This is a genomic window from Tolypothrix sp. FACHB-123 (genome assembly GCF_014697075.1).
Classification (GTDB): domain Bacteria; phylum Cyanobacteriota; class Cyanobacteriia; order Cyanobacteriales; family Nostocaceae; genus Aulosira.
Genome location: NZ_JACJRE010000018.1, coordinates 33,287 through 46,596, shown reverse-complemented (window position 1 = coordinate 46,596; position 13,310 = coordinate 33,287). Strand labels below are relative to the sequence as shown.

At 42.0% G+C, this 13,310-nt stretch carries 13 protein-coding genes; 1 reads left to right on the top strand and 12 read right to left on the bottom strand.

The features are described 5' to 3' along the window. Nucleotides 1–249: 249 nt before the first annotated feature. The 3 genes from glmU to H6G41_RS14125 form a co-directional block, all read right to left on the bottom strand. Nucleotides 250–1,614, bottom strand: a complete 1,365-nt coding sequence (gene glmU / locus H6G41_RS14135; RefSeq protein WP_190746815.1) for a bifunctional UDP-N-acetylglucosamine diphosphorylase/glucosamine-1-phosphate N-acetyltransferase GlmU — start codon at nt 1,612–1,614, stop codon at nt 250–252. Between the two features lie 125 nt (nt 1,615–1,739). Beyond that, a complete protein-coding gene (gene arsH, locus H6G41_RS14130; RefSeq protein WP_190746814.1) occupies nt 1,740–2,387 on the bottom strand; it encodes an arsenical resistance protein ArsH in 648 nt (215 codons plus the stop codon). A 40-nt stretch (nt 2,388–2,427) separates the two neighbouring features. Further along, on the bottom strand, nt 2,428–2,847 hold the full coding sequence (locus H6G41_RS14125; RefSeq protein ID WP_190746813.1) for an ArsI/CadI family heavy metal resistance metalloenzyme: 420 nt from the start codon (nt 2,845–2,847) through the stop codon (nt 2,428–2,430). Nucleotides 2,848–2,932: 85 nt separating this feature from the next. On the opposite strand from H6G41_RS14125, the gene H6G41_RS14120 reads away from it, so the two are divergent. Beyond that, a complete protein-coding gene (locus H6G41_RS14120) occupies nt 2,933–3,271 on the top strand; it encodes a helix-turn-helix transcriptional regulator (RefSeq protein ID WP_190546836.1) in 339 nt (112 codons plus the stop codon). Between the two features lie 5 nt (nt 3,272–3,276). Here the strand turns inward: H6G41_RS14120 and H6G41_RS14115 are convergent, their stop codons facing one another. From H6G41_RS14115 to H6G41_RS14075, 9 genes are all read right to left on the bottom strand, one after another. Continuing rightward, entirely contained in the window at nt 3,277–4,113 is an 837-nt protein-coding gene (locus H6G41_RS14115) for a sulfite exporter TauE/SafE family protein (RefSeq protein WP_190746812.1), read from the bottom strand. A 92-nt stretch (nt 4,114–4,205) separates the two neighbouring features. Next, a complete protein-coding gene (gene arsJ, locus H6G41_RS14110) occupies nt 4,206–5,468 on the bottom strand; it encodes an organoarsenical effux MFS transporter ArsJ (RefSeq protein ID WP_190746811.1) in 1,263 nt (420 codons plus the stop codon). A 46-nt stretch (nt 5,469–5,514) separates the two neighbouring features. Continuing rightward, entirely contained in the window at nt 5,515–6,531 is a 1,017-nt protein-coding gene (locus H6G41_RS14105; RefSeq protein ID WP_190746810.1) for an ArsJ-associated glyceraldehyde-3-phosphate dehydrogenase, read from the bottom strand. Nucleotides 6,532–6,725: 194 nt separating this feature from the next. After that, the gene (locus tag H6G41_RS14100) at nt 6,726–7,196 is read right to left on the bottom strand and encodes a dual specificity protein phosphatase family protein (protein ID WP_190746809.1); all 471 of its coding nucleotides are present in this window, start codon (nt 7,194–7,196) and stop codon (nt 6,726–6,728) included. 53 nt (nt 7,197–7,249) lie between these two features. Next, a complete protein-coding gene (gene arsB, locus H6G41_RS14095; RefSeq protein WP_190746808.1) occupies nt 7,250–8,401 on the bottom strand; it encodes an ACR3 family arsenite efflux transporter in 1,152 nt (383 codons plus the stop codon). 29 nt (nt 8,402–8,430) lie between these two features. Then, nucleotides 8,431–9,492 carry a PstS family phosphate ABC transporter substrate-binding protein gene (locus H6G41_RS14090; RefSeq protein ID WP_190746807.1) on the bottom strand — a complete coding sequence of 354 codons (1,062 nt, stop codon included), beginning with the start codon at nt 9,490–9,492 and terminating at the stop codon, nt 8,431–8,433. 117 nt (nt 9,493–9,609) lie between these two features. Continuing rightward, complete coding sequence (locus H6G41_RS14085) at nt 9,610–9,936, bottom strand: helix-turn-helix transcriptional regulator (RefSeq protein WP_190746806.1); 327 nt, start codon at nt 9,934–9,936, stop codon at nt 9,610–9,612. A 75-nt stretch (nt 9,937–10,011) separates the two neighbouring features. Then, on the bottom strand, nt 10,012–11,112 hold the full coding sequence (locus tag H6G41_RS14080) for a two-component system response regulator (RefSeq protein ID WP_374939430.1): 1,101 nt from the start codon (nt 11,110–11,112) through the stop codon (nt 10,012–10,014). 1,182 nt (nt 11,113–12,294) lie between these two features. Continuing rightward, nucleotides 12,295–13,176: a tRNA (5-methylaminomethyl-2-thiouridine)(34)-methyltransferase MnmD gene (locus H6G41_RS14075; RefSeq protein WP_190746804.1), complete on the bottom strand. Its 882-nt coding sequence runs from the start codon at nt 13,174–13,176 to the stop codon at nt 12,295–12,297. Nucleotides 13,177–13,310: the final 134 nt, after the last annotated feature.

Sequence of the window (13,310 nt, the reverse complement as noted above, 5' to 3'; positions counted from 1 at the left end):
CCCTCAGGGAGAAGGGGTTAGGGGATTAGGGCGCGAGGGTTTTTGTACAACACTCGCTGTATATAGCTTTTAGCTTAAGTTGACACAGGTGGGGGTGACCCCGCCCCTACAAGGTTGGGGGCTTGGTAAGTTAATAATGGAGATATTTTTTTACAGGACTTACGCAGGTGTCACAATTAAATAACCGTAGGCTGGGCAATGCCCAGCCTACGGTTATTGAGAATGTCGCAGTATCTCAGCTCGCATTTCTTATGGCTTACTCTCAGCGCTTTTACTGCGCCAACCAGGTTTGACTACCTGACGCGCACGGGCAATTACTAGCGCATCATCAGGGACATCCTTTGTGATAGTTGAACCAGCAGCGACGTAAACATCATTACCCAAGGTGACTGGCGCAACTAAAACGCTATTAGAACCAGTTTTCGTGCGATCGCCAATTTTGGTTGGGTGTTTTTTCACGCCATCATAGTTAGCAGTAATTGTACCCGCACCGATATTTACTCTAGTACCTGCCGTTGTATCGCCTAAATAAGACAAATGAGCTACATTAGTGCGATCGCCTAATTGAGTATTTTTCAATTCTACAAAATTACCGATACGGCAGCCTGCACCCACTTTAGCCTGACCGCGTAAATGGCTATAGGGGCCTATCTGGCTTCCTGCTTGCACAAAGCTATCCCTAATTACGGAATACTGTACGGTAACATTTTCACCTAATTGGCTATTTTCAATTAAACTACCAGGGCCGATGCGGCTGCCTGCATGAATTACAGTATCACCACGTAGATGAGTTTGGGGTTCAATAATTACATCTGGCTGCAATTCTACAGTGTCATCAATGGTAATACTCTGAGGATCAATCAGCGTGACACCCGCCAACATCCATTTTTCTTTAACTCTGGTTTGTAAAATATCGTAGGCATTTGCGAGTTGCAAGCGATCGTTAATCCCAAGAATTTCTTGATAATCTTGGACATCCACCGCCATCACTTTACCTACTTGAGTGACTGCATCGGTGAGATAGTATTCTTTTTGACTATTATTAGCCTCTAAATGGGGCAGAACCTTGGCTAAATTTTGCCACCGGAAGCAATAAACCCCCGCATTAATCCGGCGATTTTGTCTTTGCGCACTGGTGCAATCCTTGTCTTCCACAATTTGTTGCACTATATTTTCACTATCGCAAAAAACTCGCCCGTAACCTTTAGCATCAGGCAAGTATGCGGTGAGAATAGTGGCATCATTTTGATGTTCTTGGTGAGTTTGCCAGAGATTTTCCAGGGTTTGGCTAGTTAATAAGGGCACATCACCGTTTAAGACAATTAAATCCCCTGTGTAATCTTGCAAGTGAGGCAGTAATTGCTGGATTGCATGACCAGTTCCTTTTTGTTCGGTTTGTTCGACAAACTCTAAACCAGGAATTGACTGCATAGCAGCTTTCACTTCCTGTGCCTGATATCCGACAATGACTAACCGCCGTGAAGGAGAAAGAGGTTCTACGCTGTTAATAACTCTTTCAACTAGCGATCGCCCACCCAAAGAATGTAATACTTTGGGTAGGTTTGATTTCATCCTTGTGCCGCGTCCCGCCGCTAGAATTGCTACAACTACCATAACTTAGCTTTCAGCTATTAATGAATTGCGCTTGTACGCTTGGTGTTTTGAGATTGAGCCTCAAATATTACCAGCTAATCATCATAGACTGAAATACCCAGTCAATAGATCTATATCTAAAGCTATTACCGCAGAGCTTGGTTTGCTACTTCAATTATTTGTTTTGCGGCTTTCTCCTTGCGTTCGCTGTAGCGATCGGTGAGGTAGTCTACTTTGTCTCGGAGCAACAGAGTAAACTTATAAAGTTCTTCCATCACATCCACAACGCGATCGCGGTAAGGCGAATCTTTCATGCTACCATCCTCGTTAAACTCCTGATAAGCTTTAGCCACCGAGGATTGATTGGGGATAGTAAACATCCGCATCCAGCGCCCCAGAATTCTCAAGGTGTTGACAGCGTTGAAAGACTGCGATCCACCACTTACTTGCATCACAGCCAAAGTTCTCCCTTGCGTCGGGCGAACAGCTCCAATATTTAGAGGAATCCAGTCAATTTGATTTTTCATAATGCCAGAAATCTGACCGTGCATCTCTGGGCTACACCAGACTTGTCCTTCTGACCACTGGCTTAATTCGCGCAACTCTTGCACTTTGGGGTGAGTGTCGGGAACGCTACCGTAAATTGGTAATTCCCTGGGATCGAAAAACTTTACCTCTGCGCCAAACTCTTCAATAATGCGAGCCGCTTCCTCTGCTAACAAGCGGCTATAGGAACGCTCGCGCAGAGAACCATACAAAAACAAAATTCTGGGGGGATGGTCAAATGTTGTCATAAAAATTCCACATACAGATAAATAAGTGCAGAGCTACAAATTAAGAACAGGCGCAGCTTTTATGACTGACTTCTACAGGTTTGATATCCCGTACTTGTGAGTCACTCAAAACTTTATAAATTTCCCAAGGTGCGCCATCTGGATCATGCACCCATACTTTATCTTGCAGAGCATAGCAACAAGTTACTTGTTCTTCTGTCCGAGTTTGTAGTCCCAGTTGTTGCAGGCGATCGGTTGCTGTGTTTACTTCCCCAGTCGTCTCTACTTCCACACCTAAATGGTTAAGACTTCCAGCTGCTTCCGAATTCTCAATCAATACAAGTTTAAGAGGCGGTTGGGCGATCGCAAAGTTGGCGTAACCAGGACGGCGTTTTGCTGGTTCAGTACCGAAAAGCTTGCTGTAGAATTCAACCGCAGCATCAATATTACTTACATTCAGCGCCAGTTGTACACGGGACATCGCAGTTCTCCTTAAATTGATAGTCATCAATATTTATGTATATCTATATATTGCCAACTATATTGATAAGTGTCAATATATAAGTATGAATTCTGCAAACTCTACTTCAAGCTGTTGTTCTTCCCTGTTGCAAAACCTATTGCAGCCAGATGAAGCCGCCCAAATGGCGGCGTTATTTCGCGTACTGGGCGAATCGGCTCGGTTACAGTTGCTCAGTTATATTGCAGTTCAACCTGCACAAGAAGCTTGTGTTTGCCAATTGGTAGAGCCACTGGGTTTATCTCAACCTACTGTCAGCCATCATCTCAAGGTGTTGTATGAAGCTGGCTTGCTAGAGAAAGAACGACGCGGTACTTGGATTTACTATCGATTAGTACCAGCAAGGTTTGAGATATTACGAAAAGCTCTAACCTTTCCAGATTGAACTAATTATGAATTGTGAGATTTAGCTTTGTGAAACACTCGAAACGCAGAGACATTTAAAATTACCCCTAGTGTAATTTTGAGTACTGACGCGGGAACAACCCCAACAAGCATTCCGCCAATAACAGCGCCAATTACCGAACCCACTCCCATAGGCGCAACGGTATTCCTCAAAGCTGCACGGTTTGCAAACGCCCCACGACTGGCATATTTCACCACCCCCACCAGTACTGTGGGTAAGCTAACCAAAAGACTAGCTGTACCTGCGGTTTTAATATCTGCACCAAAAGCAAAAACCAGCGTTGGAATAATTATTTCACCACCTGCAACCCCAAGGAGACTGCTTACCAGCCCAATCGCTAAACCAAACAAGATACCTGCTCCAATGCGCCAAACCAAGCTGGGAGGTAGAAGGGCTGGTATTTTTTGGGGAAGAAAACCTTCAACTATTAGGGCAACGCCAATAAATACTAATAGCACTAGGATAATTCTCTCAAGCTGCTCATTTGAAAGCTTTCCTGCCATTGCTGCGCCGAAAAAGGCAGTAATAACCGCTCCGCAAATTAAGGAAAATACCGCAGGTAACAACGGAATAACTGAGCTAAAGGAGAGGGTACTACCCCGAATTGCTAGAGATGCAGCAATTGTCACCAAGCTCACAGCTAGGTTTAGGGGTACAGCTTGCCGTACTGAATAACCCAAGACACCAGCCAATACTGGTAGGCGAAACTCTGCACCCCCCAAGCCAATTAATCCTCCTAACACCCCAATCGGTACAGAGTAGAGAAAGGATAATTGCAAAAGACGCGATCGCTCTAGTGCAGATGAGTTATTCTTGTCCATCAACGTTCTGCCTTTTAGAGCCTAATCATACAGTTTTTCCGGGGGTGGATCTAGTGCTAAATAATTTAATAATTTGGCACTAGACAACTGTTTTAATCTCCATCCCCTGCTTTCCAGGCGATCGCTTTACTTGGTTGAGGATTGGGTAGCTTCAGAGTAATCAATGCTGCGGCTAGTACAAAGAACATTGATGTCCACAGACAGCCCACTAAACCGAAAAACTGATATATCAAACCTGATAAAACAGTGCCAGCTAATCGACCACCTGAGTTTGCCATGTAATAAAAACCAACGTTCAGCGCTACCTTGTCATCATCAGTAAAAGCCAACACTAAATAAGAGTGAACTGCTGAGTTAAAGGCAAACACGATGCCAAAAATCAAGAGTCCGCCAACGATCGCAATATTTGCAGGTATACCTAATTGGAGAGCAAGTGCGATCGCAGCTGGAACTGCTGTTAAAGTAAATGTCCAAAACTGGATAGTCTTTGATTGTGGTGGACGACCAGAACCAAATCGCTGAATTAGCGTTGGTGCTAAGAACTGAATCATGCCATAACCAATTACCCAACAAGCCAAGAATCCACCGACCTGATAAAATGACCAGCCCAAAACGCCACGTAAAAATACTGGCAATCCCACAACAAACCACACATCCCTAGAGCCAAAGAGAAAAAATCGTGCAGCTGAGAGAATATTAATCTCTTCACTCTTGGAAAACAGTTGACTAAACTTGACTTTCTTCTTGATTTTGCCCATTCCTTTAGGCAGCATTAGCCCAGAAAACATAATCAAGGAAAGTCCCCCGGCCATAATCCACAGGGAATTGATGAAGCCAACCGCCCCTAACAGAGCGCTACCGATAAAAAAGCCAACTCCTTTGAGGGCATTCTTAGAACCCGTCAGCACTGCCACCCATTTAAACAAAGATGATTGAGCATCCTGGGGTACTACCAACCGAATGGCACTTTTAGAACTCATCTTGGTCAAGTCTTTAGCAATCCCAGAAAATGCCTGTGCCACCATCACATAGCCAACTGCAATCCACTGTACCCAATCTGGATTTAGGAAAGACAGCATGACTAGAGAAAAAATCTGTAATCCGATGCCGCTATAAAGTGTTACCTTCAATCCGAACTGGGAACCTATCCAACCGCCTAAAAAGTTTGTGACAACTCCGAAGACTTCGTAGAACAAAAACAGAAAGGCAATTTGTATTGGGGTATAGCCAATTTGGTTGAAATATAGCAACACCAGCATTCGCAAGGCACCATCAGTTAGGGTAAAGCCCCAGTAGGCGAGGGTGACTAGGATATAGTTCTTGAAATTGGCACTATGAGCTGTAGTAGAAACCATGAGGTAACAGAGATTTAAACGCAGAGTATTTTTGAATGAAAATATTTCAAGCTTTCAGATTCAAAGCCACCTTACGGGCGAGTTCAACCATCCGGTTGGCATAGCCCCATTCGTTGTCATACCAAGCAAGTATTTTCACTTGCGTCTCGTCTACCACCATTGTGGAGAGGGCATCAATAATGGAAGAACGAGGATCATCTTTGTAGTCGATAGATACCAAAGGACGCTCTTCATAGCCCAAAATACCTTTCAGAGGTTCTTGCTCAGAAGCAGCTTTCAGCAAACTATTAATCTCTTCTACTGTGGTGGATCGCGCAACTTCAAATACACAATCTGTCAAAGAAGCGTTGAGTAATGGCACTCGTACTGCTAAACCATTGAGTTTGCCATTGAGTTCGGGATAAATTAAGCCGATCGCAGTTGCCGATCCAGTACTAGTAGGAATTAGAGAAAGACTGGTAGCTCGTGCCCGTCGCAGATCTTTGTGTGGCGCATCTACGATAGTTTGAGTATTAGTATTATCATGAATTGTGGTAATAATTCCATGTTTAATTCCCAAACCTTCATGGATTACCTTGACAACTGGAGCCAAACAGTTAGTTGTACAAGAAGCTGCAGTTAGCAGATGATGCCGATCTGGCTCATAAAGTTGATCGTTAACCCCCATAACAATATTCAAGGCTTCTTCCTTCACAGGAGCAGCCACAATTACCTTCCGTACTCCTCGCTTAAAATAAGGGTTTAGGGTAGCGGGAGTCCTAAACTTACCGGAGCATTCCAGTACAATATCAACGCCTAAGTCTTCCCAAGGCACTTCACCAGGTTGGGAATATTCACTAAAGCTTAAGGGTGTACCATCAATAAGAATGCGTTCTCCCTGTGCTTCTACTTCTGGTTTCCAACGCCCATGAACAGAATCGAACTTGAGTAAATGAGCGGCCGCTTCTGCTCCACCTTTAATCTCATTGATATGAACAAACTCTAATTCTGTCCAACCCCATGCAGCACGCAGAGCCAGCCGTCCCATCCTACCGAATCCATTAATAGCAATACGAATGCTCATTACTTTTCCTACCGTTAATTAAAAAAATATGATTGTGTTGTCAAAAGCTTTGCTCTCTACCTACGTCGTCACCAGCAACGATTAGTAGGTGATACCAATTTGAAAATGATTGCGACAGATGGAAATCTGAAACGCTTATCCAATAGATGTTTCACAATCCAAAATCTAAAATCTAAAATCCAAAATGGTATGAGTTATGTTATTTGTCTACCCTGCTCTAATTCTTTTAGAAAGTTGTGTTGGGTTTCTCGCAGTTCGATTTCGGGGTTTGCACGCCCAATCGCCTCGATTGCATCGTTATAAGATGAGCCAGTACAAATCAAGTAAGCAGCTAGTATTGTCCCCGTTCGTCGTTTACCATTGGTGCAATGAATTGCAACAGCGTTACCAAGTATATTTTGATGATCAACGAAATTTTGTAAATCCTGAAGTTGCTCCAAGCTGGGTGTAGTACCACCTTTAATTGGCAACCACAGATAAGGAATATTCGCCGTTTGATACAAATCTAAGTTGGAGGAATCATCCATAACGGAGACAATTGCCTCTATCCCTGCTGTTTGTAACTCTGTCAACTCCTCTGCTATGGGCTTGCGAACACCTGCTAGTTTCCCTGGAATTACCCACCACAGGTTTTCTAAAATTGGTTGAATTGTTTCTTGCTCCATTAGTTTGAGCCTTATTCGAGCCTTGGTTTAATCCAAGTAATACCATTTGGTAATTATTTAAAAGCACCAAAACAACGCGGATCTGGTAATGTTGCTTTTTGCGGCTCTCGCCGAAACCAAGGTGCTGTCCGCTTACAAAATTCAACTAACATTAACATCACTGGAACTTCGATTAAAACCCCGACTACTGTAGCCAGTGCTGCACCCGAATTTAAACCAAACAACATCACAGCCGTGGCAATAGCAACTTCAAAATGATTACTAGCTCCAATTAATGCTGCCGGTGCTGCATCCTCATAGGATAAATTCAGCTTTAATGCGGCTACATAACTAATTAAAAAAATAAAATTAGTTTGGATAAACAGTGGTACAGCAATTAATAAAATATGCAAGGGATTGTTAACTATTAGTTCACCCTTGAATGCAAACAACAGTACTAAAGTTAACAATAAAGCCGTAATCGCCACTGGGGTGAGATACTTGAGGAATCTTCTTTCAAACCACTCTTTACCTTTGTATTTAAAAATCCAGTAACGGCTGTACATTCCCGCTGCTAAAGGTAAGCCCACATAAATTAATACAGACAAAACAATGGTTTCCCAGGGCACAATTAAATCATTCGCTGCTAATAACCATCTACCCAATGGTGCATATAAAAACAGCATCGCCAGAGAATTTACTGCCACCATGATTAAAGTGTGTCCCTGGTTGCCGTAGGAAAGATATCCCCACATCAACACCATCGCTGTACAAGGCGCAATTCCTAATAAAATGGTGCCAGCAATGTAAGAATTAGCCAGTGTGACTTCGCTGCCACGAATCACCTCAGTTGCACTTATCAAGGGACGAAATAACCATCCTAAAAAGAATTGCGCAAATATCACCATCGTGAATGGTTTAATTAACCAATTCACTACTAAGGTCAGAATCACTGGTTTGGGGGCGCGGATAGCATTTGCTGCTTGTGTAAAGTCAATTTTTACCATGATGGGGTACATCATGAAAAACAAGCATACAGCTATGGGAATAGATACTTGATACAGGCTCATGGCATCAAGAGCTACTGCTATCCCTGGAAATAATCTACCTAAGAATATGCCGAAAAAGATACACAAAAATACCCAAACAGTAAGGTATTTTTCAAAAAAGCTCAGATTGCTTCCTGCCTTGATTCTGGCTGTACTAATTTGCGAATTATCATTCATTGAAATTCACCTACAATTAACAGGAATTGCTAAAATTTCGCTTCTTTGCGTAACAACTCACCAATTGTTAAGTTCATTTCGGCTTTGCCATCAAATACTGTTCCTACTTTGCCTTTATACAAGTGAACATAATTGACCTGGTAGCCATCATCTGGTAAAGGTATATAACCCACAGAACTCACTGCTTTCGGTGCGTTCTTAATATAGAAATCTGTGAACGTGTATAGCGCTCCTCTATTTGGTAAAGACTGAGGATTGATATAGATAAACAAAGGCCGAGAAAGTGGTTGATACTGGGCTTTCTCTACAGCTTGACGTGATGGCAATACTGCACCCTTTCCGTTATCAATGGAGAGTGCTTTTAACTTATCTTGATGTTTTTCGTAATATGCGTAGCCAAAATAACCCAAAGCATTAGGGTCTTTGCGTATCCCATTTACCAGTACCTCATCATCTTCACTAGCTGTATAGTCGTTGCGAGATGATCTAGCTTTACCTACAATCGCTTCTGTAAAGTAGTCAAAAGTACCAGATTTTTTACCCGCACCATACAAAGTCAAAGGACGATCTGGCCAAGATGGGCGTATTTGGTTCCATTTGGTGATTTTCCCTTCAGCCGCAGGTTCCCAAATCTTCTTTAATTCTGCAACGGTGATATCTTTTGCCCAGTTATTTTGCGGATGAACAGCAACGGTAAGGGCATCAAAAGCTATAGGAAGCTCTATGTACCCTACTGCATTTTTCTTGCAAGCTTCCATCTCTGAGAGCAAAATCGGTCGGGAGGCGTTGTTGATATCTGTTTCGCCAGCGCAGAATTTTTCAAATCCGCCGGTAGTCCCAGAAAATTTTACTTCTACTTGCAGCTTGTCATTGGAGTCTTTGGGAAACTCTTTAGCGATCGCCTGGGTAATTGGATATACCGTACTAGAACCATCAATTCTTATCTTCGTGCCAGCTTTGGTAATATTACTAGCTTCAATAGCATTTGAGGGCTGTTGACTTTCGGTACTAGAAGTTGAGCTACCTGCACAACTACTAATTAAAGTCATCATTCCCAGTGCGAGAGCCAATTGCTTGAGTTTGGCTTCCATCTCTCCACCCTGTGTTGTAGCTAAATGTTTATAAGTCTCATTTCAATGAAACTTGATATGTCCGTGTCTTGTCAACTACCAGAATATAAAAATTCATCAAAAAAACTTGATGTACTATTAGTAATTTTCGCAGGGTCGAGCAGGTAAGATTTTAGCTAGGCGGCGATAATCAGATAAATATTCTTCGAGAACGAGAAATTGAGCTACATTCAGGCTGTAGTAAATCCAGCGCCCTTCTTGACGCGATCGCACTAAGCCAGCATCTTTAAGAGTCTTCAGGTGAAAAGATAGCTTTGACTGAGTAACTCCTAAAGTTGCACACAAGTCACACACACACAGTTCTTGCTCGCGCAACAGTTCCAAAACCTGAATTCGCAAAGGTTCAGAAAGTGCATGAAAGCCAGCAGCGATCGCCTCAGAAGTTAAAGTGGTGAGAGAATCCATCAAGTTTATTTGAAATATCCTTTCCTGTTTATCATACTAGGCTAGCTTCAAAATGAACTTCATGGCATCAGCCCGCTAACCAACTTTTGTGGTGATGAAATCTATAAACTGTTGCACGAGTTCGGGATTGCGCCAACCAGAATTAGTTTCTTCTCGCATGATATTAAGTGCTTCCTCTAGGGTAAAACTTCTTTTATAAGGTCTTTCACTGGTGAGAGCATCATAAATATCAATGATCTGAAATACTTGTGCCAGATAGGGAATATTATTACCTTGAAGACCATCAGGGTAACCTGTTCCATCCCAGCGCTCGTGGTGATGGCGAATAATGGGAATGACACCGCGCATACTGCGTAGTGGCTGGCAGATTTTTTCCCCAATAGAAACGTGCTGTCTCATAATCTCCCACTCTTCGGGGGTAAGTTTGCCTTTTTTCAATAGCACGGCATCAGGTATGCCTACTTTGCCAATATCATGCAGATAGCCACCCCACATCAAATCCCGAATTTGACTGCGTGAGAGACAGAGGTATTCACCAAAAGCTTGTCCGAGTTTTACCAACCGTTCGCAGTGATCGCCAGTATTAGGATCTCGACTTTCAATCGCTCTTGCAACTGAAAATAGTACTTTTTCAGCATGATCTAAGTCTTCATTCAGCCGCTTCTGACGAACGAGAGATTTAACACGCGCGACTAGTTCTACACGATCAAAGGGTTTGGTGAGAAAATCATCTGCACCAACTTCAATCCCCCGAATGCGCGATCGCCTATCATTTAAAGCAGTAATAAAAATTATGGGAATCAGCCTTGTATGCTCATTTTGTTTGAGAATCTGGCAGACTTCAAACCCATCCATTCCTGGCATCATTACATCCAGCAACACCAGATCTGGTTGTTGTTGTGCAACTATGTCTACTGCCATTAAACCACTGTCAGCTTCAATCACTTCGTACCCTTCCATTCCCAACAGTGCCACAGCAGTCATCCGACTAGCCGCATGGTCATCAACTACTAAAATTTTTGGTAGATCTAAATCCGAACTATTAACCTGAGAACTTTCGGCTTGTGGAGTTTTAAAATCCAATGACTCGCCATCGGAATTAGCATTTTTCTGTTTTATCCAAGAAGACAACTCTGGGTTTTTTTCAAGCATCAACTCCCCTGGAGATAAGCCCATTGAATCACCCTCTACACTTTGTAATTCGAGGGAATGATTGGAACTTATATTCGTTAATTTGCTTAGGGGGTTAGACCCATTAACGATTGTTTCGGTAGAGTTTGTATGCTTGGATTCCCTTTCTCTCACAGAATTGCTCCAGGTTTTTTCAAAAAACGCCAACAATTGTTAGTTTTTCAAAATATCTAACTTTCGTATTTGCCGTTATCACAGTCAGCCATTATTATACAAAGTTATTTAATTTATGATATACATATTTTTCAACCTTATAGCCATTATTTTTTTCAATAAATATTAAAAAAAATTAAATAAAGTATCCAGTACCTATTTACTTAAATCTGCAATCCTGTTTTTAAGCCGGATTTGTCCAAATGCTCTTAAGTATAATTTAGTCCAATCGTCAATTGGAACTATCGATATAGATGAAAATTGCTCTGATCACAGATAAGCAAAGTCACTACTGTCTTGGGTTTTAGGGGGTGATAAATCGCGCTGGAAACTCCATATTCTATAATTAATAGGCAATAGAGGATTTTGATCTGGGCGATCGCCTTGAATTTGAAAATCGTTTTTTCACTCTACAGGACAATTTTCAAAGAAATGTTGCAACGCTTCGTAATTTTGATTTTTTTATTTTTACTATCATTATCTATCGGTACGTGGTTGAATTTAAATTTGAGATTTTGATAGAGCTTCTCAGTAATTTCGCTAATCGGCTCGAATCTATTATCTACTAAATAATCTCTAGGTTTGAGTGATTTAGAACACAGAGAGTAATGATCTTAGTTACTAGCAAAGCCTCAAGCCACTATCAGAAATAACACCAATTTGGTATTGTCGATTGAAGATGTGTGTAGAAAAATCCCGGTCGCTAGACAGTTACACAAATCTCTCACAAGAGTAAATCTGCATATTTTAGTATAATTACTTAAAAAATGTTCTGTACTTATCAAGAATGTATTTTTAATCATTCACAAGTACATAGGTTGTTTTGCTGACAAAATATAAGTTATGTAGCAAAAATACTTTTGAGAGAAAAATCATTTTTTCTCTATGAGCAAATTAAAAATGAGGTAAAAATATTCCATTGCTATTGTTCGCAGTCAACCGTAAACAATCAACAGTCAACGAAATAAAGCAGAGTAATTTATTTTCTGGAGTTCCCTAAGAATTGCTATTGCACTATTCCATTTGCCATCTTTTGCGCCAGCGAGAGGTAGATTCTAATGTAGAAGCTTGTTGCTCTTGTTGTCGCCGCATTAATATGACATTAGCCAAGTCACTCAATTGAGGATCGCGATAGGGAATAGCCGCACGAGTGAGCAAATGCTCTGTTTCTGCTGTTGAAAGTGGAGGAAGTGCTAAATTACCAGAATATCCCTGATGCACTGCAACTGTACCAGGCGATCGCCTACCGACTGGTGGGGTAGAACCGATAGTTAAACCAGCACTCAAGAAAGCCGCGCGGACAGCAGCCGCACAGGAATAAGTAGCCAGAATACCGTCTGGATGTAAACACTGAGAAACATGCTTGATGAATTCTACAGTCCATAAGTGAGGACACTGAGGCGGTGAAAAAGGATCGAGAAAAATTGCATCAGCAAGAAAACCAGACTGATTGAGTAATTGAATCGAGTTTCTCGCATCGCCAATAATTAACTCAGCCTTCAGGTGCGGTTGTTGCACTTGATACTCAAAAGCCAGCTGATGCAAAATATCAATATACTTGTAGTCCCAATTATCAAATAATTTATGAGCGATCGCCGCTTGAGGAACAGCCGGATTAAGTTCTAAAGCAATGATTTCAATATTACAACCAGGATTTATATCCCAAATAGTCTGCAAAGCTGCTGCGGTGTTGTATCCTAGACCATAACAAATATCCAATAGCCGCAATAATGGTGTTTGCGCACGTTCAGCTAGTTGAGTAGGAACTGCAAACTTAAGAAAACTCTCCTGCTTCGCTCCGTAATGACTATGAAAGTCTTCGCCAAACTCCTGGGAAGTGAAAGTAAAAGAACCATCTGCTGTAGTTTGGGGGATAAATTGCTCAAAATCTGGCATTTTCGGAACCACAAGGAAGAAAAGGGAGATAAGGGGGTAGGGAGCAGGGAGCAGGGGAGAAATTATTTTTGCTCAATGCCCAATGCCCAATGCCCAATGCCCAATGCCCAATGCCCAATGCCCAATGCCCAATG